The sequence below is a fragment of the Aquabacterium olei genome (assembly GCF_003100395.1).
Taxonomy (GTDB): Bacteria; Pseudomonadota; Gammaproteobacteria; order Burkholderiales; family Burkholderiaceae_C; genus Aquabacterium; species Aquabacterium olei.
The window spans coordinates 3,239,308-3,262,082 of sequence record NZ_CP029210.1 but is presented as its reverse complement, the minus strand read 5'-3'; the positions used below and the strand labels follow the sequence as shown (position 1 = coordinate 3,262,082).

The 22,775-nt window shown below is 67.2% G+C and carries 23 protein-coding genes and 1 tRNA gene; 18 read left to right on the top strand and 6 right to left on the bottom strand.

The window, feature by feature from the left end; all coding sequences use genetic code 11:
• The first annotated feature begins 24 nt into the window (after nucleotides 1-24).
• The 7 genes from DEH84_RS14620 (at nucleotide 25) to groL (ending at nucleotide 7,130) form a co-directional block, all read left to right on the top strand.
• Nucleotides 25-1,050: a sulfate ABC transporter substrate-binding protein gene (locus DEH84_RS14620; RefSeq protein ID WP_109037512.1), complete on the top strand. Its 1,026-nt coding sequence runs from the start codon at nucleotides 25-27 to the stop codon at nucleotides 1,048-1,050.
• Nucleotides 1,051-1,080: 30 nt separating this feature from the next.
• The gene (gene cysT / locus DEH84_RS14615; RefSeq protein WP_109037511.1) at nucleotides 1,081-1,923 is read left to right on the top strand and encodes a sulfate ABC transporter permease subunit CysT; all 843 of its coding nucleotides are present in this window, start codon (nucleotides 1,081-1,083) and stop codon (nucleotides 1,921-1,923) included.
• Between the two features lie 13 nt (nucleotides 1,924-1,936).
• On the top strand, nucleotides 1,937-2,812 hold the full coding sequence (cysW, locus tag DEH84_RS14610; RefSeq protein WP_109037510.1) for a sulfate ABC transporter permease subunit CysW: 876 nt from the start codon (nucleotides 1,937-1,939) through the stop codon (nucleotides 2,810-2,812).
• Nucleotides 2,809-3,882 (top strand): sulfate/molybdate ABC transporter ATP-binding protein, encoded by a 1,074-nt coding sequence (locus DEH84_RS14605; RefSeq protein WP_109037509.1) that lies wholly within the window; start codon nucleotides 2,809-2,811, stop codon nucleotides 3,880-3,882. Before cysW ends, DEH84_RS14605 begins: the two co-directional genes overlap by 4 nt.
• A 30-nt stretch (nucleotides 3,883-3,912) precedes the next feature.
• Nucleotides 3,913-4,854 (top strand): CysB family HTH-type transcriptional regulator, encoded by a 942-nt coding sequence (locus tag DEH84_RS14600; RefSeq protein WP_109037508.1) that lies wholly within the window; start codon nucleotides 3,913-3,915, stop codon nucleotides 4,852-4,854.
• A gap of 290 nt (nucleotides 4,855-5,144) precedes the next feature.
• Nucleotides 5,145-5,435, top strand: a complete 291-nt coding sequence (locus DEH84_RS14595) for a co-chaperone GroES (RefSeq protein WP_109037507.1) — start codon at nucleotides 5,145-5,147, stop codon at nucleotides 5,433-5,435.
• A gap of 54 nt (nucleotides 5,436-5,489) precedes the next feature.
• Nucleotides 5,490-7,130, top strand: a complete 1,641-nt coding sequence (gene groL, locus DEH84_RS14590; RefSeq protein ID WP_109037506.1) for a chaperonin GroEL — start codon at nucleotides 5,490-5,492, stop codon at nucleotides 7,128-7,130.
• Nucleotides 7,131-7,403: 273 nt separating this feature from the next.
• Here the strand turns inward: groL and DEH84_RS14585 are convergent, their stop codons facing one another.
• Complete coding sequence (locus tag DEH84_RS14585) at nucleotides 7,404-7,571, bottom strand: DUF3149 domain-containing protein (RefSeq protein WP_109037505.1); 168 nt, start codon at nucleotides 7,569-7,571, stop codon at nucleotides 7,404-7,406.
• 249 nt (nucleotides 7,572-7,820) lie between these two features.
• Here DEH84_RS14585 and DEH84_RS14580 point away from each other — a divergent pair, with 249 nt between their 5' ends.
• Nucleotides 7,821-10,073, top strand: coding sequence for a patatin-like phospholipase family protein (locus DEH84_RS14580; protein ID WP_245932606.1), 2,253 nt, complete (start codon nucleotides 7,821-7,823; stop codon nucleotides 10,071-10,073).
• A gap of 18 nt (nucleotides 10,074-10,091) precedes the next feature.
• Here the strand turns inward: DEH84_RS14580 and DEH84_RS14575 are convergent, their stop codons facing one another.
• The 3 genes from DEH84_RS14575 to DEH84_RS14565 form a co-directional block, all read right to left on the bottom strand.
• A complete protein-coding gene (locus tag DEH84_RS14575) occupies nucleotides 10,092-11,228 on the bottom strand; it encodes a protein-glutamate methylesterase/protein-glutamine glutaminase (protein WP_109037504.1) in 1,137 nt (378 codons plus the stop codon).
• An 18-nt stretch (nucleotides 11,229-11,246) separates the two neighbouring features.
• Complete coding sequence (gene cheD, locus DEH84_RS14570) at nucleotides 11,247-11,879, bottom strand: chemoreceptor glutamine deamidase CheD (protein ID WP_245932788.1); 633 nt, start codon at nucleotides 11,877-11,879, stop codon at nucleotides 11,247-11,249.
• A 96-nt stretch (nucleotides 11,880-11,975) separates the two neighbouring features.
• A complete protein-coding gene (locus DEH84_RS14565; RefSeq protein WP_109037502.1) occupies nucleotides 11,976-12,815 on the bottom strand; it encodes a CheR family methyltransferase in 840 nt (279 codons plus the stop codon).
• Between the two features lie 182 nt (nucleotides 12,816-12,997).
• Here DEH84_RS14565 and DEH84_RS14560 point away from each other — a divergent pair, with 182 nt between their 5' ends.
• The 3 genes from DEH84_RS14560 to DEH84_RS14550 are packed head-to-tail and all read left to right on the top strand — an operon-like array spanning nucleotide 12,998 to nucleotide 15,060.
• The gene (locus DEH84_RS14560) at nucleotides 12,998-13,798 is read left to right on the top strand and encodes a GGDEF domain-containing protein (protein ID WP_109037501.1); all 801 of its coding nucleotides are present in this window, start codon (nucleotides 12,998-13,000) and stop codon (nucleotides 13,796-13,798) included.
• Nucleotides 13,795-14,607, top strand: a complete 813-nt coding sequence (locus DEH84_RS14555; RefSeq protein ID WP_109037500.1) for a MinD/ParA family protein — start codon at nucleotides 13,795-13,797, stop codon at nucleotides 14,605-14,607. Before DEH84_RS14560 ends, DEH84_RS14555 begins: the two co-directional genes overlap by 4 nt.
• 36 nt (nucleotides 14,608-14,643) lie before the next feature.
• Nucleotides 14,644-15,060: a group II truncated hemoglobin gene (locus tag DEH84_RS14550; protein WP_109037499.1), complete on the top strand. Its 417-nt coding sequence runs from the start codon at nucleotides 14,644-14,646 to the stop codon at nucleotides 15,058-15,060.
• 12 nt (nucleotides 15,061-15,072) lie between these two features.
• On the opposite strand, the gene DEH84_RS14545 is transcribed toward DEH84_RS14550, so the two are convergent.
• Nucleotides 15,073-15,789, bottom strand: a complete 717-nt coding sequence (locus DEH84_RS14545; RefSeq protein WP_109037498.1) for a Smr/MutS family protein — start codon at nucleotides 15,787-15,789, stop codon at nucleotides 15,073-15,075.
• Nucleotides 15,790-15,866: 77 nt separating this feature from the next.
• Nucleotides 15,867-16,535, bottom strand: a complete 669-nt coding sequence (radC, locus tag DEH84_RS14540; protein ID WP_109038413.1) for a RadC family protein — start codon at nucleotides 16,533-16,535, stop codon at nucleotides 15,867-15,869.
• Between the two features lie 134 nt (nucleotides 16,536-16,669).
• On the opposite strand from radC, the gene DEH84_RS14535 reads away from it, so the two are divergent.
• The 7 genes from DEH84_RS14535 to DEH84_RS14505 all read left to right on the top strand — a co-directional run bounded on the left by DEH84_RS14535 (nucleotide 16,670) and on the right by DEH84_RS14505 (nucleotide 22,636).
• Nucleotides 16,670-17,125 carry an FKBP-type peptidyl-prolyl cis-trans isomerase gene (locus DEH84_RS14535; protein WP_109038412.1) on the top strand — a complete coding sequence of 152 codons (456 nt, stop codon included), beginning with the start codon at nucleotides 16,670-16,672 and terminating at the stop codon, nucleotides 17,123-17,125.
• A 16-nt stretch (nucleotides 17,126-17,141) separates the two neighbouring features.
• A complete protein-coding gene (gene ispH / locus DEH84_RS14530) occupies nucleotides 17,142-18,122 on the top strand; it encodes a 4-hydroxy-3-methylbut-2-enyl diphosphate reductase (protein WP_109038411.1) in 981 nt (326 codons plus the stop codon).
• A 42-nt stretch (nucleotides 18,123-18,164) separates the two neighbouring features.
• The gene (gene serS, locus DEH84_RS14525; protein ID WP_109037497.1) at nucleotides 18,165-19,484 is read left to right on the top strand and encodes a serine--tRNA ligase; all 1,320 of its coding nucleotides are present in this window, start codon (nucleotides 18,165-18,167) and stop codon (nucleotides 19,482-19,484) included.
• 82 nt (nucleotides 19,485-19,566) lie between these two features.
• Nucleotides 19,567-19,657 (top strand) — tRNA-Ser (locus DEH84_RS14520).
• Between the two features lie 158 nt (nucleotides 19,658-19,815).
• The gene (locus DEH84_RS14515; RefSeq protein WP_245932603.1) at nucleotides 19,816-20,457 is read left to right on the top strand and encodes a Spy/CpxP family protein refolding chaperone; all 642 of its coding nucleotides are present in this window, start codon (nucleotides 19,816-19,818) and stop codon (nucleotides 20,455-20,457) included.
• 26 nt (nucleotides 20,458-20,483) lie between these two features.
• Entirely contained in the window at nucleotides 20,484-21,200 is a 717-nt protein-coding gene (locus DEH84_RS14510; protein WP_109038409.1) for a winged helix-turn-helix domain-containing protein, read from the top strand.
• Nucleotides 21,197-22,636 (top strand): sensor histidine kinase, encoded by a 1,440-nt coding sequence (locus DEH84_RS14505; RefSeq protein WP_109037496.1) that lies wholly within the window; start codon nucleotides 21,197-21,199, stop codon nucleotides 22,634-22,636. Before DEH84_RS14510 ends, DEH84_RS14505 begins: the two co-directional genes overlap by 4 nt.
• Nucleotides 22,637-22,775 lie beyond the last annotated feature (139 nt).

Here is a 22,775-nt window from a genome sequence, read left to right as displayed (position 1 = left end):
CTTGCATCCAGAAGGGACTCCGTCATGCGTTTTTCTCAGAAGCCTTTTCTCGCTCGTGTGCTCCTCGGCCTTGCCGTGGGCGTCACCGCCCTGAGCACGGCCCACGCCGACGTCACCCTGCTCAACGTGAGCTACGACGTCACCCGCGAGTTCTACAAGGACTACAACGCCGCCTTTGCCCGCCATTGGAAGCAGACCACCGGTGAAACGCTGACGCTCAACCAGTCGCATGGCGGCTCCAGCAAGCAGGCCGGCTCGGTCGTGGCCGGTCTGGCCGCCGATGTGATCACCATGAACCAGGCCAACGACATCGACATCCTGGCCGAGCGCGGTGGCCTGGTGCCGGCCGACTGGGCCAAGCGCCTGCCCAACAACAGCGCACCGACCACCTCGGTCACCGTGATCCTGGTGCGCAAGGGCAACCCCAAGCAGATCAAGGACTGGGCCGACCTGGTCAAGCCGGGCGTCTCGGTCGTCATCCCCAATCCCAAGACCTCGGGCAACGGCCGCTACACCTACCTGGCTGCCTGGGGCTCGGTGATCAAGTCGGGCGGCAACCCGAAGCAGGCGCGTGACCTGGTGCAGCGTCTGTTCGCCAACGTGCCGGTGTTCGACGGCGGTGGCCGTGCCGCCACCACCACCTTTGCGCAGCGCCAGATCGGCGATGCCCTGGTGACCTTCGAAAGCGAAGTGCCGCTGATCCGCAGCGAGTTCGGTGGCGACTACCAGGTGGTCTACCCCAAGCACACCATCCTGGCCGAGAACCCGGTCAGCGTGGTTGACAAGGTGGTCGACAAGAAGGGCACGCGCAAGCAGGCCGAGGCCTATCTGAAGTACCTGTGGTCGGATGAAGGCCAGGCGATTGCCGCCAAGCACAACATGCGTCCACGCTCGGACAAGGTGCTGGCGCAGTACAAGGCCGCCTTCCTGCAGATCCCGACCTTCACCGTCGACGAGGTGTTCGGCGGCTGGAAGAGGGCGCAGGCCGAGCACTTCAACGACGGTGCCACCTACGACCAGATCATCGCCGCCGGCCGCGCCGGTCGCTGATCCGGCCCCCCGCAGTACCTGGCTCATCCCATGATCTTTTCCAAGACCCTGCTGCGCAGGCGCAGTGTCTTGCCCGGCTTCGACCTGTCGCTGGGCCTGACGCTGTTCTACCTGTGCCTGATCGTGCTGATCCCGCTGTCGGCGGCGTTCCTGCGCACGATGGACCTGACCTGGCCCCAGTTCGTCGATGCGGTGGCCTCGCCCCGCGTGGTGGCGTCCTACAAGCTCACGTTCGGTGCGTCGCTGCTGGCGGCCATCGTCAATGGCGTGTTCGGGCTGCTCGTGGCCTGGGTGCTGGTGCGCTATGACTTCTTCGGACGCCGCATCGTCGATGCCCTGGTCGACCTGCCGTTTGCGCTGCCTACCGCCGTGGCTGGCATCACGCTGACGGGCCTGTACGCCGCCAACGGCTGGATCGGCAAGCACCTTGAACCACTGGGCGTGAAGGTGGCGTTCACGCCCATCGGTGTCTTCGTGGCCATGACCTTCATCGGCCTGCCCTTTGTGGTGCGCACGGTGCAGCCCATCCTGGAAGACCTGGCCAGCGAACTCGAAGAAGCCGCCGCCACGCTGGGCGCCAGCCGCTGGCAGACCTTCGCCCAGGTCATCTTCCCGACGCTCATGCCCGCGCTGCTGACCGGCTTTGCGCTGGCCTTTGCCCGCGCGCTGGGCGAGTACGGCTCCATCATCTTCATCGCCGGCAACATGCCCATGGTGTCCGAGATCACGCCGCTGCTCATCATCACCAAGCTCGAGCAGTACGACTACGCCGGGGCCACCGCGATCGCGGTCGTCATGCTGGTGATGTCCTTCCTGATGCTGCTCGCCATCAACGGGCTGCAGGCCTGGGCGCGTGCGCGTCAGGGCAAGTGAAAGGCCTCGCATCATGAGTTCGATTGCCCCCCCCCGCCTGGCCCAGGCCACCCGCGAGCCCGCCTGGGTGCGTTGGACGCTGATCAGCGTGGCACTGATCTTCCTGTCGCTGTTCCTGTTCCTGCCGCTGGTCTCGGTGTTCTTCGAGGCCTTCAAAAAGGGCTGGGACGTCTATGTGGCGTCCATCACCGAGGCCGACGCCGTCTCGGCGATGAAGCTCACGCTCATCGCCGCGGCCATCTCGGTGCCGCTGAACCTGGTGTTCGGTGTGTCGGCCGCCTGGGCCATCGCGAAGTTCGACTTCCGTGGCAAGAGCGTGCTGCTGACATTGATCGACCTGCCGTTCTCGGTCAGCCCGGTGATCGCCGGCCTGATCTACGTGCTGGTGTTCGGCCTGCAGGGCTGGTTCGGTGAATGGCTGCAGGACAACGACCTGAAGGTGATCTTCGCGGTGCCCGGCATCGTGCTGGCCACCATCTTCGTGACCTTTCCCTTCGTGGCGCGTGAACTGATCCCGCTGATGCAGGCCCAGGGTCAGGAGCAGGAAGAGGCCGCCCGCGTGCTGGGCGCCTCCGGCCTGCAGACCTTCTGGAAGGTCACGCTGCCCAACGTGAAGTGGGCCCTGCTGTACGGCGTCATCCTCTGCAACGCTCGCGCCATGGGCGAGTTCGGCGCGGTGTCGGTCGTGTCGGGCCACATCCGAGGGCAGACCAACACGCTGCCCCTGCACATCGAGATCCTCTACAACGAATACCAGTTCGCCGCCTCGTTCGCCGTGGCCTCGCTGCTTGCGGGCCTGGCGCTGGTCACACTGGTCCTCAAATACCTGGTCGAACGTCGGGTGCGCCAGCAGGCCGCCCAGGCGCAGGACACCGGAGCCGCAGCATGAGCATTGAAGTCAGAAACCTCGTCAAACGCTTTGGCAACGTCACCGTGTGTGACAACCTGAGCCTGGACATTCCCTCCGGCGAACTGGTTGCGCTGCTGGGCCCGTCGGGCTCGGGCAAGACCTCGCTGCTGCGCATCATCGCCGGGCTGGAAACGCCCGACAGCGGCTCGGTGCTGTTCAACGGCGAAGATGCCACCCACGTCGCCGTGCGCGAACGCCAGGTCGGTTTCGTGTTCCAGCACTACGCGCTGTTCGGCCACATGACCATCTTCGAGAACGTGGCCTTCGGCTTGCGTGTGCGCCCGCGTGCCACGCGGCCCTCGGAAGAAGCCATCCGCAGCAAGGTGATGGAACTGCTCAAGCTGGTGCAGCTCGACTGGATCGCCGACCGCTACCCGCACCAGCTCTCGGGTGGCCAGCGGCAGCGCATTGCGCTGGCCCGTGCGCTGGCGGTCGAGCCCAAGGTGCTGCTGCTCGACGAGCCCTTCGGCGCGCTCGATGCCAAGGTGCGCAAGGAACTGCGCCGCTGGCTGCGCCGCCTGCACGACGAGATGCACATCACCAGCGTGTTCGTCACGCACGACCAGGAAGAGGCCATGGAAGTGGCCGACCGCATCGTGGTGATGAACCAGGGCCGCATCGAACAGGTGGGCCCGCCGGACGAGGTGTACGACCACCCGGCCACGCCCTTCGTGCTGCAGTTCCTGGGCGATGTGAACCTGTTCCATGGCCGGGACCACAAGCCGGGCCAGACCACGACGCCGCCGGCCGTGAGCTATGTCCGCCCCCACGAGATCCAGGTGCTGGCGCGCGCGGAGGAGGGCGCCGTGGCCGCCACGCTGATCGACGTGCTGACGGTGGGCCCCAACACCCGCCTGGCTTTCCGGCCTGACGAGGGCAGCGGCGCTTCGGGCGAGATCGAGGTCGAACTCAGCCGGGACGAGTACGCCGCGCTGCGCGACAGCGGCGTGCTGCGCGCGGGTGAGCGTGCCTACCTGAAGCCGCGCCGCGTGCGCCGCTTCGGTGAGGACGGCGAGCCCACGGTGTCGGACGAGCACGTGGTCATCTGACAGCGGCCGACACGGCAAGGGAGAAGAACAATGAATTTCCAGCAACTGCGTTCGGTGCGCGAGGCGGTGCGCCGCGGCTTCAACCTCACCGAGGTGGCGGCGGCACTGCACACCTCCCAGCCCGGCGTGAGCCGGCAGATCCGCGAACTGGAAGACGAGCTCGGGGTCACGCTGTTCATGCGGGCCGGCAAGCGGCTGACGGGGCTGACCGAGCCGGGCACCAGCTTGCTGCCCATCATCGAGCGGCTGCTGCTCGATGCCGAGAACCTGCGCCAGGTCTCGCGTGACTTCGCCTCGCATGACGCGGGCCCCTTGTCGCTGGCCGCCACCCACTCGCAGGCGCGCTACGCACTGCCATCGGCAGTCAAGGATTTCCGCCAGCTGTTCCCGCAGGTCACGCTCAGCCTGCACCAGGGCTCGCCGCGTCAGATCGCGCAGATGCTGATCAGCGGCGAGGCCGACATCGGCATCGCGACCGAGGCGCTGACACAGTACGAGCAGCTCATCACGCTGCCGTGCTACCGCTGGACCCACACCGTGGTGGCCCCGCCCGACCACCCGCTGTTCGATGGCCAGCCGCTGACGCTCGAGCGTCTGTCGCGCTACCCGATGGTGACGTACGACGAGGGCTACACGGGCCGTTCGCACATCGACGAAGCCTTTGCCCGTGCGGGCATCAAGCCCAGCATCGTGCTGTCCGCCATGGACGCCGACGTGATCAAGACCTATGTCGAGCTCGGCATGGGGGTGGGCATCGTGGCCTCCATCGCCTACGACGCCGACCGGGATCGCAACCTGCGGGCCATCGATGCCGGCCACCTGTTCGAGGTCAACATGACCCGGCTGGCCTTCCGCAAGGGCGCCTTCCTGCGTGGCTACGCCTATGCCTTCATCGAGACCTTTGCGCCGCCGCTGACCCGCGAGGTGGTCGAGCAGGCCGTGCGCCAGGCCACCGAACTGACGGCGGCGTGATGTGCAGTGGGCGAAGCCCGGGTCGGCTTTTTGTTGCCGCTGGCCCGGGCGTGAGCTGCCGCCTCCGATGACCCCGCCCCGGGAGGGGCTTCGGGCCCTCTTGAAATGTCATGCGCCGTCCCTATAATCATTAGCACTCGCTACCCTTGAGTGCTAACAGCGTCGTCTGGACGACACTGGGCGCCGGTGGCGGCATGCGGTTTTCCGCATGATGCAAAAACAGGCTCTGCAGCGGCGAACCGCTCAGAGCCGCATTGTCCCAACCGATGTCTCAAGAGACTGGAGAAACCATGAAGCTGCGTCCCCTGCACGATCGCGTGATCGTCAAGCGTCTGGAACAAGAAACCAAGACCGCCCTGGGCATCATCATCCCTGACAACGCCGCCGAGAAGCCCGACCAGGGCGAAGTGCTGGCCGTCGGCCCGGGCAAGCGCAATGACAAGGGCGAATTCGTTGCCCTGAACGTGCAAGTGGGTGACCGCGTCCTGTTCGGCAAGTACTCGGGCCAGACCGTCAAGGTCGACGGCGAAGAGCTGCTGGTCATGCGCGAAGAAGACCTGTTCGCCGTCGTCGCTCAGTAAGCGACCACCGCCACAGGCATCCCACCCCCATCACACTGATTACGGAGATTTCACATGGCAGCAAAAGACGTCATCTTTGGCGGCGAAGCCCGCGCCCGCATGGTTGAAGGCGTGAACATCCTGGCCAACGCGGTCAAGGTCACCCTGGGCCCCAAGGGCCGCAACGTGGTGCTCGAGCGCTCGTTCGGCGCCCCCACCGTCACCAAGGACGGTGTGTCGGTCGCCAAGGAAATCGAGCTGAAGGACAAGCTCCAGAACATGGGCGCCCAGATGGTCAAGGAAGTCGCTTCCAAGACCTCGGACAACGCCGGTGACGGCACCACCACCGCCACCGTGCTGGCCCAGGCCATCGTGCGCGAAGGCATGAAGTACGTGGCCGCCGGCATGAACCCGATGGACCTGAAGCGCGGCATCGACAAGGCTGTGCAAGCCCTGGTCGCCGAGCTGAAGAAGGCTTCGAAGGCCACCACCACGTCCAAGGAAATCGCCCAGGTCGGCACGATCTCGGCCAACAGCGACGCCGACGTCGGCGGCATCATCGCTGAAGCCATGGACAAGGTCGGCAAGGAAGGCGTCATCACCGTCGAAGACGGCAAGTCGCTGAACAACGAGCTGGACGTCGTCGAAGGCATGCAGTTCGACCGCGGCTACCTGTCGCCGTACTTCATCAACAACCCCGAGAAGCAGTCGGCCATCCTGGACAACCCGTTTGTCCTGCTGTTCGACAAGAAGATCTCGAACATCCGTGACCTGCTGCCCACGCTGGAGCAAGTTGCCAAGGCCGGCCGTCCGCTGCTGATCATCGCTGAAGAAGTCGACGGCGAAGCCCTGGCCACCCTGGTGGTCAACACCATCCGCGGCATCCTGAAGGTCGTGGCCGTGAAGGCTCCTGGCTTCGGCGACCGCCGCAAGGCCATGCTGGAAGACATCGCCATCCTGACCGGTGGCAAGGTGATCGCTGAAGAAGTCGGCCTGTCGCTCGAGAAGGTGACCCTGGCTGACCTGGGCCAGGCCAAGCGCGTCGAAGTGGGCAAGGAAAACACCACCATCATCGATGGCGCCGGTGCCGCTGCCGACATCGAAGCCCGCGTCAAGCAGATCCGCATCCAGATCGAAGAAGCCACCAGCGACTACGACCGCGAGAAGCTGCAAGAGCGCGTGGCCAAGCTGGCCGGCGGTGTCGCCGTCATCAAGGTCGGTGCTGCCACCGAAGTCGAGATGAAGGAAAAGAAGGCCCGCGTGGAAGACGCCCTGCACGCCACCCGCGCTGCCGTGGAAGAAGGCATCGTGGCCGGTGGTGGCGTGGCCCTGCTGCGCGCCAAGCAGGCTGCTGGCGAGATCAAGGGTGACAACCCCGATCAGGACGCTGGCATCAAGCTGGTGCTGAAGGCCATCGAAGCCCCGCTGCGTGAAATCGTGTCGAACGCCGGTGGCGAGCCCTCTGTGGTCGTCAACGCCGTGCTGAGCGGTTCGGGCAACCACGGCTTCAACGCCGCCAACGACACCTACGGCGACATGATCGAAATGGGCATCCTGGATCCCACGAAGGTCACCCGCACCGCGCTGCAGAACGCCGCTTCGGTCGCTTCGCTGATGCTGACCACCGAGTGCATGGTCGCCGAAGCCCCGAAGGATGACGCTCCGGCAGCCGGCGGCATGCCTGGCGGCATGGGCGGCATGGGCATGGACATGTAATCCAGCCAGGCGCTTCACAGCCTCAGTCAAAGGCCACCTCTTCGGAGGTGGCCTTTTTCATGGGCGACGCACGGCCGAAAAAAAAGGGCCGCACATGGTGCGGCCCTCGCAGATGGCTGTGCACCCCTCTCGTGCACATCCCCCCAAGCCGGTTCTCGAGACCGGTCCTGCTTCCACGGTCGAGCCCCTCAGCTCTTCCGTGAGGTCAGGCCAGCCCCTCAGCTGTCCTGACCCACAAGCCGGCCCCTCAGCCGGCTCGCACGGGTCGGCCCCTCAGCCGCCCCGAGCTTCTCTCACCAGGCGGTCGTGCCGCTCGGTGTCTTCACGCACATGCTTGGCGACATACCAGGCGATGTAGCCCAGCATGACGAACATGAAAGCGATCACTGCAGCACTCATCAGGCCGTAGTCGGTGGTGAAAAAATCAACCCAGGCTTGCATCGCTTTCTCCTTATCAGCAGTGCTGTTGGTGTCCTCAGGTGCTATCAGACCGCTGATCGGGTCGCGCGGCTCTGATTTAGGTCAAGCGGCCGACCGCCCTCCGGCGTGCCCTGCCGGGGGATTTGACGCGGCACAATCTCTTGCATGATCGAGTTGGTTCATGGCCGTTTCTGCGCCCGTTTCTTGCATGCGATACCCAGGCGGGTAGGGGGATGTGCCGCCGTCCTGTGCGGCGGACTGTGGGTGGGCATGGCCTCGGCGCTGACGGCGTCGGCCCTCGCGGCGTCGCCGGCGCCCGCCGTGCTGCCGGCTTCCACCGACATGGTGGCACCGCGCCCACGCATCGGCCTGGTGCTGTCTGGCGGCGGTGCGCGCGGGCTGGCCCACGTGGGCGTGCTCAAGGTGCTCGAGCGTGAGCGCATCCCGGTCGATGTCATTGCGGGCACGTCGATGGGCGCCATCGTCGGTGGGCTCTACGCCAGCGGCATGGACGCCCGCACCGTCGAGGCCGAGGTGCGCGCGCTCGACTGGAACACGGTGTTTGCCTCGCGCGTCGATCGGCAGAACCTGAACCAGCGCCGCAAGGAGCAGGACTTCGAGGTCTCGCCGGTGGTCGAGGTGGGCATCGGCATGGACGGCATCAAGGCGCCGATCGGCTCGGTGTCCAGCCGCGGGTTGGAGTCGCGTCTGCGTCGCCTGACGCTGCCGGCGCGGCTCACGCAGGATTTCGACCAGTTGCCCACGCCCTTCCGCGCGGTGGCCACCGACATGGAGACCGGGCAGCCCGTGATCCTGCGCCAGGGTGATCTGGCCACGGCATTGCGTTCGAGCATGTCCGTGCCGGGCATCTTCGCGCCCGTCGAGGTCGATGGTCGCATCCTGGGCGATGGCGGCCTGGTCAACAACACCCCGGTCGACGTGGCGCGTGCCATGGGCGCCCAGCGCCTCATCGTCGTCAACATCGGCACGCCGCTGGGCCCGCGCGACACGCTGTCGTCGTTCACGGGTGTGACGGCGCAGATGATCAACATCCTGACCGAGCAGAACGTGCAGGCCAGCCTGCGCACGCTGGGCCCGGACGACGTGCTGATCGCGCCCAAGCTGGACGGCCTCACCTCGGCTGACTTCGAGCGCGCCCGCGAGTTCATGCTGTTGGGGGAACTGCAGGCCGAGGCGCTGGTGCTGCGCATGCAGGATCTGAAAGTGAGCGAGTCGGACTATGCGGCGTGGCTGGCGGCGCGCCAGCAGCGCATCGCGCCGCCCGTGCCGCTGCAGTTCGTGCGTTTCGAAGGCACGGAGCGCACCAAGCCGGCCAATCGCTCCGACATCCTGGCCACGCAGCCCGGTCAGGTGTTCGAGCTCGCCAAGGCCGAGCGCGACACCACGGTGTTGGCCGCCTCGGGTGACTACCTGCGCACCGACTACCGGCTGGTGCGCGATGAATCCGGGCGCGAGGGCCTGGTCTTCGACCTGGAAGACAAGCCCTGGGGGCCGAACTACCTGCAGATGGGCGTCGACTTCGTGGCCGACAACCGCGGTCGCAGCGCCTTCAACCTCAAGCTCGTGCACAACCGGCACTGGCTGGATGCGCACGGCAGCGAATGGCGCAACGCCGTGCGCATCGGCTCGGCGCCGGGCCTGAGCAGCGAGTGGTACCGGCCGATGGACTGGCGTCTGCCGGACGGGCTCAGCGGCTTCGTGGCCGTGCAGGGCACGCACCAGCGCGAGCGGGTGGATTTCTATGCCGATCCGGACCGCGACGTCTCGGCGCGGGTGGACCGCGCCCGCACGGCCGTCCACCTCGACATTGGGGCCAACTGGCGCGAACTGGGCGAGATTCGCCTGGGGCTGGTCGACGAGGTGCGGCGTGACCGGGTGACGCTGGCGGCCGACGGTGGGTTGCTGCGCAGCCTGTTGCCCGATGGCGTGGCGCGCTGGCGCGAGCAGGGCCTGCGTCTGCGCGCGGTGTTCGACCAGCTCGACCATGCCTTCTTTCCGACCCGCGGCTGGCGCATCGAGGCGGCAGCGACGTGGGCCCACAGCCGCCAGCGCGATGGCCAACCGGGCGAGGACGGTTTCGTGCGGCACCTGCATGCGCAAGGCCAGTGGGTGCAGTCATGGGGCGACCACACCCTGAACCTGGGCGGCCGCCTCGGCCTGTCCGACGGCGTGATGCCGCTGGCGCCCCGCTACGGCCTGGGTGGCTTCCAGCAGCTCTCGGGCTATGGCACCTACCAGGTCAGTGGCCAGCAGGTGGGGCTGGTGCGCGCGGTGTACCAGGTACGGCTGCCGGGGCCTGGCTTCACGCGCGGGCTGTTTGCAGGCACCAGTGTCGAGGCTGGCAATGCGTGGGATCGGCCCGAGCAGTTCTGGCAGGGCCGCAAGCGCATCGGCGCCAGCCTGTACCTCGGCCGGGATACGGTGGTGGGGCCGGTCTATGCGGCGGTGCTGCACAGCCCGGCCGTCGGGCCCACCTTGATGGTGTTCGTGGGCCGGCCTTGACCGAAGCCAGGCCGAGGCTCAGACGCGGCTGAGCGCGTGGCCCACCGTGGCGCGCAGGTGCTCCACCAGGTGCGGGCCGATCTTCACGAGCGGCATCACATCCTGCACGGCGCCGGCCGCAATGGCCTCGCGCGGCATGCCGAACACCACGCAGCTCGCCTCGTCCTGCGCCAGGCAGTAGGCGCCGGCGTCGCGCATCTCGCGCATGGCGCGGGCGCCGTCGGCACCCATGCCGGTCAGCATCACGCCGATGGCGTTGGGCCCGGCCACGCGGGCCGCCGACTTGAACAGCACCTCGACGCTGGGCTTGTGCCGGTTCACCGGCTCGCCATCCTGCACGCGTGCGATGTAGTTGGCGCCCGAGCGCTCGACGCTGAGGTGCAGACCGCCCGGCGCGATGTAGGCATGACCGGGCAGCACGCGCTCACCATCGGTCGCTTCCTTGACGCGGATGCGGCACAGGCCATCGAGCCGCGCGGCATAGCTGCGGGTGAAGCCCGGCGGCATGTGCTGCGTGATCATCACGGCCGGGAAGTCGGCTGGCAGCGAGGTCAGCACTTCCTTGGTGGCCTCGGTGCCCCCCGTGGATGCGCCGATGAAGAGGATCTTCTCGGTCGACAGCCTGCCCAGCGGCGAGCCGGTGGACGCGGCCGGTCGCGGCGCGTTGGCGGCGCGGTGCTCCGCGCTCGGCGTATGGGCCGGGTGCGCCGCTGCCGCTGCGGCGGCGGCCGTGGTGGGGGGCAGTCGGCTGATGCGGGCCTTGGCCGCGATGCGGACCTTGTCCGTGATGTCGTCGGCGAGCTGCCGCAGGCCATCGGCCACACCGATCTTCGGTTTGGCGACGAAGTCGATCGCGCCCAGCTCCAGTGCCTTGAGGGTCACCTCGGCGCCGCGCTCGGTCAGCGTCGACACCATCACGACCGGCATCGGACGCAGACGCATCAGCTTGGACAGGAAGTCGATGCCATCCATGCGCGGCATTTCGACGTCCAGCGTGATCACGTCCGGATTGAGGTTGCGGATCATCTCGCGCGCGACGAAGGGGTCGCTGGCCGCGCCGATGCAGGTCATGTCGGGCTGACGGTTGATGATCTCGGTCAGCATGCTGCGGACCAGGGCGGAATCGTCCACCACCACCACGCGGATCTTGGCCATGTTCTTGTCTCCGTGGGCTCAGAAAAGGTCGATGGAGCCGCCGTTGCTGGCCACAGGCGTGACCTTCTGCGCAGCCAGGCGCTCCTGCTGGATGATGGCCTCGGGGTTGCTCGGCGCCAGGCGTTTCACCATGGCCTTGCCGCTGAAAGGCAGGAAGCACACCTTGCGCGGGTAGATGTCGAGCACGTCCTTCGAGACCACCGGAATGCGTTCGGTCTTGAGGTAGTCCATCACGAAGGCCGTGTTGCGCTCGCCGACGTTGATGGTGTTCATGCCGGTGATCACGGCGCCGCCGCCGAACACCTTGGCTTCCATCGTCATCCGCGACGCGCCCTTCTTCATCATCTCGTTGATCAGCAGTTCCATCGCGAACGAGCCATAGCGGCCCGAGTCGCTGGCCCCGCCACCGTTGTCGGGCAGCATGAAGTGGTTCATGCCGCCGACCTTGGCCTGCCGGTCCCACAGGCACACGGCGATGCACGACCCCAGCGTCGTCATGATCAGCAGGTCCTCGTCGTACACGAAGTACTCACCGGGCAGGATCTTGACCGCCTCGGCCTTGAAGTGCGCGTCGTAGAAGAAGAACGAGGCCTCGCCCGGCTTCGGGATGCGGGCCTTCAGCCGGTCCAGCCGGTCGCTGCGTTGTCCCATCGGACTCTGCTGCAGTCGGGCTGGCGGCGGGGTGCCGGGGCGTGCGCCCATCGGGGTGGTGCTGATCATCGCTTGTCCTTGTCTCCAGCCTGTCCGTCAGACCCTGTCATAGACCGTCTTGCCGCGCAAGTGGAAGAGGTCGCGGGAATCGGTGAAGTTTTCCGAGTGACCCACGAACAGCAGGCCCTTCGGCTTCATCACGCCGTGGATGCGCTCAAGCACCTTGCGCTGGGTCGGGCCATCGAAGTAGATCATCACGTTGCGGCAGAACACGATGTCGAAGGGCTCGCCGAGCTGCCAGCTCGTCTGCATCAGGTTGAAAGGCCGGAACTCCACCATGCGAGCCAGTTCCGGCTTGACGCGGATGCTGCCTTCGTTGGCGCCCTTGCCGCGCAGAAAGAAGTTGCGCAGCCGCTGCGGGCTCAGGCCACGGGCGTCGGCCGTGTACACCGCACGCGAGGCGGTGGTCAGCACATTGGTGTCGATGTCGCTGCACAGGATCTTCACCGGCGCGTGCAGGCCCAGCGACTCGGCCACGGTCATGGCCAGCGAATAGGGTTCCTCGCCCGTCGAGGCGGCGCAGCACCAGATGCGCGTGGGCGTCGAGCCGCGGGCCTTGAGCCACTCGGCCAGTGCATGGAAGTGGTGCTCCTCGCGGAAGAAGCTGGTCAGGTTGGTCGTGAGGCAGTTCACGAACTCCTGCCACTCGCTGCCGGTGTGGCTTTCCAGCCACCGCAGGTAGCTCTCGAACGACTGGTGGCCGGTTTCGCGCAGCCGGCGCGACAGCCGGCTGTAGACCATCGCCTGCTTGCCTTCGTGCAGGCTGATGCCGGCCCGTTCGTAGATCAGCGCCCGCACCCGGGCGAAGTCCCGGGGGTGGAACTCGAACTCCCGGTCATTGAGAGCGGGGGACAGGTCAGGCGCAATGGGTTGCATGACAGGCAGACGGTTGGCGACGGCAAACGGCCGCCTAGGTTTATCGGCCGGGATGTGGCGATCCTTGAGCTTGCCTTGGTCGCATACCCCATGAAACGTGCAAGCTCGCACAGGAAAGGGCGCTTATTCAACGGCTTGCGCATGGTGCAACTGCTAGACTGGAACCCAGCTTTACCAGCCTCATGGGGTCTGCCATCGCCACCCTGGATCTCGAAACACCTGTTGCCGTGCCCCTCGCCGAGGGTGTGGCCGAACTGCGCCTGGAGATGGCGCTCAGCTTGCTGAGCCAGGCCGGATGGGTGCCACCTGCCGGGTTGCTGCCCGGTTCGGCCGAATGGATGCAGGCCGTCATCGACGGACTGTGTGATCTGTCGAGCCGCGATGCCCTCACGGGGCTGGCCAACCGCCGGCAGTTCGAGGCCGCGATCGCCCGTGAGATCGACCGCGTCGCGCGCGTTGGCGAACCGGCCTTGCTGCTCATCGCCGACATCGACCACTTCAAGAAGGTCAACGACTGCCACGGGCATGCCGCCGGTGACATGGTGATCCAGTCCGTGGCTGCGTGCCTGCAGGACTGTGTGCGCCCGATGGACCTTGTGGCGCGGCTGGGCGGTGAAGAGTTCGCGATCATCCTGCCCAACTGCCCGCCGGCGTTCGGTCAGACCGTCGCCGAACGCATCCGCAAGCGGGTGCAGGTCTGCCCCGTCGCCGTCATCGGCGGCCAGCAGCTGTCCGTCACCGTCAGCATCGGCGGGGCGTTTGCGCCGCAGTGGGTCCGCTCCTCAGCGGTGCTGTGGTCCGAGCGCGCCGACCAGCAGCTTTACCGCGCCAAGACCGAGGGCCGCAACCGTACCTGCCTCGATATGCCGCCCCTGACGGTGGTGAGCGCCGAGGAAAAAGGCCTGTTGTTCAGCGGCCTTGCGCAATCTGACCCGTTTTTGGCCTCAGGTCTGCCCGATGACCTGCCGAAAACCACCGAATGATGGTGTCCATGTCCGCCTCCGCTCCTCCGAAACCCACCGCGTCTGCACGCATTGCCCGCACGCTGGCCATCACCAGCGGCAAGGGCGGTGTCGGCAAGACCTTTGTCAGCGCCAACCTGGCGGCGGCCCTCAGCCGGCAGGGACTCAAGGTGCTCGTGCTGGATGCCGACCTGGGCCTGGCCAACCTCGATGTGGTCCTCAACCTCTATCCGAAGATCACGCTCCACGACGTCTTCACCGGCAAGGCGCAGCTGGAAGAGGCCATCCTGCCTGCGCCGGGCGGGTTCTCGGTGCTGCTGGCCGGATCGGGTCTGGTCGAGTATTCGCGCCTCACGCCCGAAGTGCGTGACCAGCTGCAAGGCATCTTCGAGGCGGTCAAGCCGCGCTTCGACGTCATCCTGATCGACACCGGCGCCGGCATCTCCGACGTCGTGCTGCATGCCGTCTCGATGGCGCAGGACGTGGTCGTCGTGGCCACGCCCGAGCCCACCTCCCTGACCGACGCCTACGCGACCATCAAGGTGCTGTCGGCCCAGCAGGGCCGGGAAGTGCTGCACCTGGTGGTGAACCAGGTGGGCCGGCCCGGAGACGGTCGTGCGATCTGCAATCAGCTTCAGCAGGTGGTCGAGCGCTTCGTGCAGGGCCCCAAGGGGGTGCCCCCGCGCCTGCAGCTGCTGGGCGACATCCCGCTCGATTCGGCGGTGCGCGAAGCCGTGCGCAAGCGCTCGCTGCTGCTCGAGCTGCACCCGGGCAGTGCGGCCGCACAGGGCATCCTGCAGGTGGCGGCGCGGCTGGCTTCGCCGCGCTGACCCTGGGCGCAGGCCCGCCTGCTAGAGTGCCGCCCCATGTCTGCAAGCGATACCGATACCGATGACCTGAGCCAGCCCACGGCCTACGAGCTGCTGGGCGGCGATGCACGCGTGCGCGAACTGGTCGACCGTTTCTACGACCTGATGGACCTGGAGCCGGCCTACCGCGAACTCCGTGCCGTGCACGGCAGCACGCTGGACGAGGCCCGTGACAAGCTCTACTGGTTCCTCAGCGGCTGGCTCGGCGGCCCGAACCACTACATCGAGCGCTTCGGCCATCCCCGCCTGCGTGCGCGCCACATGCCGTTCCCCATCGGCATCCGCGAGCGCGACCAGTGGGTGGGATGCATGGACCAGGCCATGGCCGACATCGGGGTCGAAGCCGACCTGGTGCCGCGTCTGCAGAAGGCCTTCTTCCAGACCGCCGACTGGATGCGCAACCAGGGCGTCTGACGCCGGGCGGGTTCAGCCCCCGCCGGGTGCACCCGGCTTGCTGGTGGATTGCAGCAGCACCACCACCGCACCATGACCGCCTTCATCGGCCCGTGCCTGCACGAAGGCTAGCACCCGTTCGCTCTGGACAAGCCAGCGGTGCACCTTGTCCTTGAGCACGGGCTGGCGGCCCGGTGAGCCCAGACCCTTGCCATGCACGACGCGCACACAGCGCCATCCTTTGGTCTGGGCCTCGCGCAGGAAACCGACCAGCCGCTCACGCGCCTCATCGGTGCGCAGTCCGTGCAGATCGAGCTCGCCTTGCAGGGCCCACACACCGCGGCGCAGTTTGCGCACAACGTCGATGCCGATCTCGGTGCGCCGCCATGACAGCGATGCGTCGGTTTCCAGCAGGCTCTCGACGTCGAACTCGTCGGACAGCGACTCCTTGAGCACGGCCTGCTCGTCCTGCTGCTTGCTGGCCGGCACGGGCTCGGGGCGGGGGCCGCCTCCCAGAATGCGGCCCGTGTCCGGCAGCCGGTTGACCTGCCCCACCGAGCGCTTGAACAGCTCGGCTTCGGCCTCGTGACGGCGTTGTGCGGCCTCGCGCTGCGCGCGTTCGGCGCGTTCGCGTTCGAGGCGGGCGGCCGTTTCCTTCGCCGCCTGCTTCAATGCCTTCTTAAGGTCGGCAAAGTCGCGCAGCGGCGTGGACGAGGGGGCCTGAGAGGGGGGCTTGGTCCCGTTTTTCACGGGGTCAAGCCTAACTCAAGATGCAGGCTGTTCCGGGGCGCGTCGCATCGGGAGTCGCCCCAGCATCGAGGGCGGGCTCAGATCAGGCCGCGCTCGGCGAACGACAGCGCCCCGCCTCGGCCCACCACCACGTGGTCCAGCACCTTGACGTCGATGAGGTTCAGGCTGCTCTTGAGTGTCTGCGTCAGCAGCTCGTCGGCACGTGAAGGTTCGAGCACGCCCGACGGGTGGTTGTGCGCCAGGATCACGCTGCCTGCGTTGAGCGCCAGCGTGCGCTTGACGACCTCTCTGGGGTACACCGACGTCTGCGTGAGTGAGCCCCTGAAAAGCTCCTCGCAGGCCAGCAGCCGATGCTGCGCATCCAGAAACACCACGGCAAACACCTCGTGGGGCAGGGCGCCCAGCCGCATCTGGAGGTAGTCCTTCACCGCCTGGGGCGAGTTGAACACCGGCTGCGCCTGCAGGGTGCCACTCAGGCCGCGGCGGGCCATCTCCATCACGGCCAGCAGCTCGGCGCGCTTGGCCGGGCCCAGGCCCTTCAGGCCCTTGAGCCGGGCCGGTTCGGCGTGCAGCAGGCCGGCAAAGCCGCCCAGCTCGGCCAGCAGTTTCTCGGCCAGTTGCAGCACGCCCAGCCCCTTCATGCCGGTGCGCAGCAACAAGGCCAGCAACTCGGCGTCGGCCAGCGCGCCGGGGCCGAGCGCCAGCAGTTTCTCCCGTGGCCGCATCGCGGCAGGCAGGTCCTTCATCGTGTCTTCCTGTTTTTGCGGGCGATTGTCGGCAGCGCCGATCAACCCGCCCATCCTCCTGATTGGTGGACTGCGGCAAAATCATGCTTTTCCTGCCTCCACGGAACCCGCCCGTCTTCAAGGCGGTCCTGACCATGACCTCTGCTGCGCCCACCGTTCAACCCGGCTCCTTCCTGACCCTGCACTACCGTCTGGCCGGGCCGGATGGCGAAGACCTGGTCAACACCTTCAACGACAAGCCGGCCACGCTGTCGATCGGCTCCAACGAACTGTCGCCTGCCCTGGAAGCCCGCCTGGTGGGCCTGATCGAAGGCACCCGTACCGTCATCGAGCTCGAGCCTGGCGAAGCCTTCGGCCCGCGCAACCCGGAGATGGTGCAGAAGGTGGCGCTGTCGCTGCTGCGCCAGCTGGGCGACCCGGACGAGACCTGGAATGTCGGCGACGTGGTGCAGTTCCCCACGCCCGATGGCAGCGGCTCGTTTGCCGGCGTCGTGCGCGAGACCACCGACGAGTGGGCGCTGTTCGACTTCAACCACCCCCTGGCCGGCCAGCCCGTCACCTTCGAGGTGCAGCTGATCGGCGTGTTGTGAGGGCCGCCCCGTGCCTCTGACGCCCCACGTGCAGGACGTCCTGCTGGCCGAGCCCCGCGGCTTCTGCGCGGGGGTCGACCGCGCCATCGAGATCGTCGAGCGGGCGCTGGCCCAGTTCGGCGCGCCCATCTACGTGCGCCACGAAATCGTCCACAACACCTACGTCGTCAACGACCTGAAGGCCAAGGGCGCCATCTTCATCGAGGATCTGGCCGAGGTGCCCGCGGGCGCCACGCTGATCTTCAGCGCCCACGGCGTCAGCCAGGAAGTGCGCCAGGAGGCCGAGCGCCGCGGCTTCAGCATCTTCGACGCCACCTGCCCGCTGGTCACCAAGGTGCACATCGAGGTGGCCAAGCTGCGCCGTGAGGGCTACGAGTTCCTGATGATCGGCCACAAGGGGCACCCCGAGGTCGAAGGCACCATGGGCCAGTTGTCCGACGGCATCTACCTCGTCGAAGACATCGACGACGTGGCCCGCGTGCAGGTGCACAACCCCGAGAAGCTGGCTGTGGTCACCCAGACCACGCTGTCGGTGGACGACGCGGCGGGCATCCTGAACGCCATCAAGCAGCGCTTTCCGCACATCCGCGAGCCCAAGCAGCAGGACATCTGCTACGCCACCCAGAACCGTCAGGACGCCGTGAAGATCATGGCGCCGCAGGTCGATGTGGTGGTCGTGGTGGGCAGCCCGACCAGCTCCAACAGCAACCGCCTGCGGGAACTCGCCGAGCGCCTGGGCACGCCCGCCTACATGGTCGACTGCCCGGAAGACCTGCAGTCCAGCTGGTTCGAGGGCCGCCCGCGCGTCGGGCTCACGGCCGGCGCCTCGGCGCCTGACGTGCTCGTGCAGCGCGTCATCGGCCAGCTCAAGGCGCTGGGCGCGGTTTCGGTGCGCCGCATGCAGGGCGTGGAAGAGCACGTGCGCTTCCCGCTGCCCAAAGGCCTGGGCGGCACCGGCCTCGATCGCCCGCTGCCTTCCGAACGGGGCCAGGCCTGAGCGCCACCCGTCACCCCTGACTCTCTCTCATCGACACACACCATGCTCGACATCGCCCTGCTGCGCAAAGACCTCGACGGCGTGCTCGCCAAACTGGCCCTGCGCAAGAACCCGCAGCCCTTCCTCGACGAGGCGCGCTTCCGTGAGCTGGAGGCCGAGCGCAAGCGCATCCAGACCCGCACTGAAGAACTGCAGGCCCAGCGCAACAGCCTGTCCAAGCAGATCGGCATGCTCAAGGGCAAGGCAGCCAAGGGCGAAGACACCGCAGCCGAGGTCGAACGCGTGATGGCCGAGGTGGCCGGCATTGCCGATGAGCTGAAGGCCTCGGCCGAGCGCCTGGAGGGCATCCAGACCGAGCTGCTGGCCATGCTGCAGGCCGTGCCCAACCTGCCCCAGGACGGCGTGCCTGTGGGCTCGGACGAGTCGGGCAACGTCGAGGTGCGCCGCTGGGGCACCCCGGGCGCCTATGCCTTCACCGTGCGCGACCACGTCGACCTCGGCGAGAAGCTGGGCCTCGATTTCGAAACCGGTTCGAAGCTGTCGGGCGCACGCTTCACCTTCATGAAGGGCCCCATTGCCCGCCTGCACCGCGCGCTCGCCGCCTTCATGCTGGACGTGCAGACCCAGGAGCATGGCTACACCGAGTGCTACACGCCCTATCTGGTGAAGGCGCCGGCACTGCAGGGCACGGGCCAGCTGCCCAAGTTCGAGCAGGACCTCTTCCACGTCACGTCGGGCGATGCGGAAGACGCCGACAGCAAGTGGTACCTGATTCCCACCAGCGAAGTCACGCTCACCAACACCGTGGCCGACACCATCGTGCCGGTGGACCAACTGCCCATCAAGCTCACGGGCCACACGCCGTGCTTCCGTTCGGAAGCGGGCAGTGCCGGCCGTGACACCCGCGGCATGATCCGCCAGCACCAGTTCGACAAGGTCGAGATGGTGCAGATCACCACGCCGGAGCAGAGCAACGCCGCGCTGGAAGAGATGGTCGGCCACGCCGAAGCCATCCTGCAGAAGCTGGAGCTGCCGTACCGCGTGATGGCGCTGTGCACGGGCGACATGGGTTTTGGTGCAGCGCGCACCTACGACCTTGAGGTGTGGCTGCCCGCGCAAAACACCTACCGCGAGATCAGCTCGTGCTCGAACTGCGAGGCCTTCCAGTCGCGCCGCATGCAGGCCCGCTTCAAGAACGCGCAGGGCAAGAACGAACTGGTCCACACGCTCAACGGCTCGGGCCTGGCCGTGGGCCGCGCGCTGGTGGCCGTGCTGGAGAACCACCAGCAGGCCGACGGCAGCATCCGCGTGCCGGCCGCGTTGCGTCCCTATCTGGGGGGCGCCGAGGTGTTGTCGGTCTGATGCAACGCGCGAGCAGGTGAGGCGGGTGAAAAACCTGCTATAGTCGCGGTCTACGCCGTTGACCACGGATGCACCGTTTTCAGGAGAGGTGGCAGAGTGGTCGAATGTACCTGACTCGAAATCAGGCGTACGTGCATAACGTACCGTGGGTTCGAATCCCACCCTCTCCGCCATACAAAAGCCCGTTTGCCGAAAGGCAGCGGGCTTTTCTGTTTTGGCGTTCGGGTGTGAGCGGCTTTCACAGATCTTTACCCCCGGGCCACAGCCGCTTTACCCCCGCAGCGCATCCTCTTCTTCACAGGCCACAACGGCTTTCAACCAGGAGAAGCAGATGACGAATTCCTCTCGCACCGCGCATGCCAGCCAACCCCTTGGCCGCCAGGGCTGGGCCCTGGGCATGCTGCTCGCCGGCGCCACGGCCCTCACTGTCTGGTCGGCGAACGCCTGGGCGGCCTCGCCTGGCAACACGGGCGGCGCCAATGCGCCTGCGGCTCAGGCCACGATGCCGCATGGGCACGGGTATGGCCATGGCGGCATGATGATGGGCATGCCCTTCGAAGGCCGCGGCCTGGACCGCATGCTCGATACCGTGAGGGCCACCGACCCTCAGCGCAAGCAGATCCGCGAGATCGCCGACAAGGCGCGTGCTGACATGCAGACGCTGCACAGCAAGCTGCCGCCAGGGGCAGACGGCCAGCCGGCACACCCTTACCGTGCGATGCTGGCGCTGCTCGCCCAGCCCCAGGTCGATGCGGCCGGCGCGGAGAAGCTTCGCCAGCAACTGCACGCCCATCACGATCAGGTCAGCCAGCGCATGCTGCAGGCCGCGGTCGACATCGCCAAGGTGCTGACGCCCGAGCAGCGCGCCACCTTTGCCAAGGAAGTGCAGGCGCGCATGGACCGTCGCGGCGGCGACCGCATGCATCACCGGCATCACGGCCGCGACGGCGCGGAGCGCCCTGACGCACGGTGAGCATGGAGCGCGCGACAATGCCGGACATGAGCGAGCACATCCTGCTGATTGACGACGACCTTCGCCTCAGTGCCATGGTCGGTGACTACCTGCGCAGCCACGGCTACCTCGTGTCGTGTGCCCCCAGTCTGGCAGCTGGCCGTGAACTGATTGCGCGCCAGGCCTTCGACGCCCTGGTGCTCGATCTCATGCTGCCGGACGGCGACGGGCTGGACCTGTGCCGGGAGTTGCGTGCCTCGCCGCGTACACGCAGCCTGCCGCTGCTGATGCTGAGTGCGCGCGGCGAACCCACCGACCGCATCGTCGGGTTGGAGATCGGGGCAGACGACTACCTCCCCAAGCCCTTCGAGCCGCGCGAGCTGCTCGCCCGCCTGCGCGCCCTCCTGCGGCGCACCGGCCCGGCGACCGACGACAACGATGTCTGGCGCTTTGGCCGCCTCGAGATCGACACCGGCCTGCGCCAGGTGCGCCTCGACAGCAAACCGTGCGACCTCACGTCCTATCAGTTCGACCTGCTGTCGGTGCTCGCCCAGCATCCCGGCCGCGTGCTGAGCCGTGACCAGATCATGGACGCGCTCAAAGGGCACCCGCTGGAAGCCTTCGATCGCTCCATCGATGTCCACATCTCGCGCATCCGTGCCGCCATCGAGGACGAGCCCAAGGAGCCGCGCCGCATCCTGACCGTGCGCGGCGTGGGCTACGTCTTCGCGAAGAAGCAGGACGCCGACGTCGACGCCCGATGAAGACGCTCGCGCTGCGCATTTACCTGGCCGTCGTCGCGGTCCTGCTGATCTTTGCGCTGGTGTCAGGCTGGCTGGCGCAGCGCAACCTCGAGCACCAGCGTGAACAACTGCAGACGCGCGCCTTCCACGCCGAGCGCGCGGCCGCCTGGGCCGAACTGCTGGAGAACAGCCTGCCGCCCGTGACGGCGCCGGTCGAGGAGCAGGCCAACGCGCTGCTGGACTGGTCGGAGCGACTGCGCATGCCCATGGCGCTGGACGACGCCCGTGGCGAGCGCCTGGCGACCTCTCCCCTGCTCGCCGACATCCTGCGGCGCGCGCCGGACATGCGCGGCCGCCTGCAGCAATCCCGTCTGTCGGACGGCCGCACCTTGTGGATGCTGCGCCCTGGTTCGTTGCGCTTGCGCGTGTTGCCCGGCGGGATGGGGCCACCGCCTCCGCCCGGCATGGGCCACGGCGCTGAAGGCCCGCCGCCGTTCACGCGGGGTGCGCCCCCGGTCGAGCCGCGAGGGGCGCCGCACGGCTGGTGGTCCGACTTCCCGCCTGCGTTCCTGCCCTTGTGGTTGGTGGAGGGCGTGCCCGCGCTCATCACCTCGCTGGTGTTGTTGTTCATTGCCGTCGCCATCGGGGCATGGCCCGTGGCCAACCGGCTCACCCGCCGGCTCAAAGCCCTGCGGGACGGGGTGGAGGCGTTCGGATCCGGGCAACTGCAACACCGCGTGACCGTGGAGGGGCGCGACGAAGTGGCCGCGCTGGCCGCCAGCTTCAACGACACCGCGCAGCGCATCGAAGACCTGGTCACCGCCAACCGCAGCCTGCTGGCCAACGCCAGCCACGAACTGCGTTCGCCGCTGGCCCGCCTGAAGATGGCCGTGTCCATCATGGCCGACATGCCGCCCGAGCGCGCCGCGCAGATCAAGGAAGAGATCCACCAGGACATTCGCGAACTCGACGCGTTGGTCGAAGAGGTGCTGCTGGCCAGCCGGCTCGATGCCCGCACGGACATCGAGCGCCAGCCGGTCGACCTGCTCGGGCTGGCCATCGAGGAGGCGCGCCGTGTCAATGCCGAGGTCTCTCCGGTGCAGGTGCCCGCCCAGCCTTATCCGGGCGACGAGCGCCTGCTGCGCCGTGCCGTGCGCAACCTGCTCGAGAACGCCCGGCGCTACGGCGGTCCGGAGATCGAGCTCGAGCTGGATGCCCAGCCGCGGTTTGTCGAGCTGCGCGTCTGCGACCGGGGGCCCGGGGTGCCACCCGAGCAGCGTGATCGCATCTTCGAGCCCTTCTACCGGCTGCCCGGGCATGCCGAGTACGCGGGCGGCGTGGGGCTAGGTCTGAGCCTGGTGAGGCAGATCGCCGAGCGGCACGGTGGCAAGGTGCGATGCGAAGCCCGCCAGGGTGGCGGCAGTTGCTTTGTCATCCATTTGCCCGTGACAAATTGACGGGGCAGGCCTGCGCCGTGCAACTTCTGCAACGCAGCGGTTTCAAACTGGTGTGACGGGGCATCCTCTTGGGGGGCGGTCGCTTGGCTGTCATCCTCCTTGTGGTGCAATCGGGCGGTCTGCCTCTTACGACACATCA

What these genes read in the sequence shown, in the direction of transcription:
- DEH84_RS14620 (WP_109037512.1), top strand. Translation starts at nt 25, where the DNA reads ATGCGTTTTTCTCAGAAGCCTTTTCTCGCTCGTGTGCTCCTCGGCCTT.
- cysT (WP_109037511.1), top strand. Translation starts at nt 1,081, where the DNA reads ATGATCTTTTCCAAGACCCTGCTGCGCAGGCGCAGTGTCTTGCCCGGC.
- cysW (WP_109037510.1), top strand. Translation starts at nt 1,937, where the DNA reads ATGAGTTCGATTGCCCCCCCCCGCCTGGCCCAGGCCACCCGCGAGCCC.
- DEH84_RS14605 (WP_109037509.1), top strand. Translation starts at nt 2,809, where the DNA reads ATGAGCATTGAAGTCAGAAACCTCGTCAAACGCTTTGGCAACGTCACC.
- DEH84_RS14600 (WP_109037508.1), top strand. Translation starts at nt 3,913, where the DNA reads ATGAATTTCCAGCAACTGCGTTCGGTGCGCGAGGCGGTGCGCCGCGGC.
- DEH84_RS14595 (WP_109037507.1), top strand. Translation starts at nt 5,145, where the DNA reads ATGAAGCTGCGTCCCCTGCACGATCGCGTGATCGTCAAGCGTCTGGAA.
- groL (WP_109037506.1), top strand. Translation starts at nt 5,490, where the DNA reads ATGGCAGCAAAAGACGTCATCTTTGGCGGCGAAGCCCGCGCCCGCATG.
- DEH84_RS14585 (WP_109037505.1), bottom strand. Translation starts at nt 7,571, where the DNA reads ATGCAAGCCTGGGTTGATTTTTTCACCACCGACTACGGCCTGATGAGT.
- DEH84_RS14580 (WP_245932606.1), top strand. Translation starts at nt 7,821, where the DNA reads ATGGCCTCGGCGCTGACGGCGTCGGCCCTCGCGGCGTCGCCGGCGCCC.
- DEH84_RS14575 (WP_109037504.1), bottom strand. Translation starts at nt 11,228, where the DNA reads ATGGCCAAGATCCGCGTGGTGGTGGTGGACGATTCCGCCCTGGTCCGC.
- cheD (WP_245932788.1), bottom strand. Translation starts at nt 11,879, where the DNA reads ATGGGACAACGCAGCGACCGGCTGGACCGGCTGAAGGCCCGCATCCCG.
- DEH84_RS14565 (WP_109037502.1), bottom strand. Translation starts at nt 12,815, where the DNA reads ATGCAACCCATTGCGCCTGACCTGTCCCCCGCTCTCAATGACCGGGAG.
- DEH84_RS14560 (WP_109037501.1), top strand. Translation starts at nt 12,998, where the DNA reads ATGGGGTCTGCCATCGCCACCCTGGATCTCGAAACACCTGTTGCCGTG.
- DEH84_RS14555 (WP_109037500.1), top strand. Translation starts at nt 13,795, where the DNA reads ATGATGGTGTCCATGTCCGCCTCCGCTCCTCCGAAACCCACCGCGTCT.
- DEH84_RS14550 (WP_109037499.1), top strand. Translation starts at nt 14,644, where the DNA reads ATGTCTGCAAGCGATACCGATACCGATGACCTGAGCCAGCCCACGGCC.
- radC (WP_109038413.1), bottom strand. Translation starts at nt 16,535, where the DNA reads ATGAAGGACCTGCCTGCCGCGATGCGGCCACGGGAGAAACTGCTGGCG.
- DEH84_RS14535 (WP_109038412.1), top strand. Translation starts at nt 16,670, where the DNA reads ATGACCTCTGCTGCGCCCACCGTTCAACCCGGCTCCTTCCTGACCCTG.
- serS (WP_109037497.1), top strand. Translation starts at nt 18,165, where the DNA reads ATGCTCGACATCGCCCTGCTGCGCAAAGACCTCGACGGCGTGCTCGCC.
- DEH84_RS14515 (WP_245932603.1), top strand. Translation starts at nt 19,816, where the DNA reads ATGACGAATTCCTCTCGCACCGCGCATGCCAGCCAACCCCTTGGCCGC.
- DEH84_RS14510 (WP_109038409.1), top strand. Translation starts at nt 20,484, where the DNA reads ATGAGCGAGCACATCCTGCTGATTGACGACGACCTTCGCCTCAGTGCC.
- DEH84_RS14505 (WP_109037496.1), top strand. Translation starts at nt 21,197, where the DNA reads ATGAAGACGCTCGCGCTGCGCATTTACCTGGCCGTCGTCGCGGTCCTG.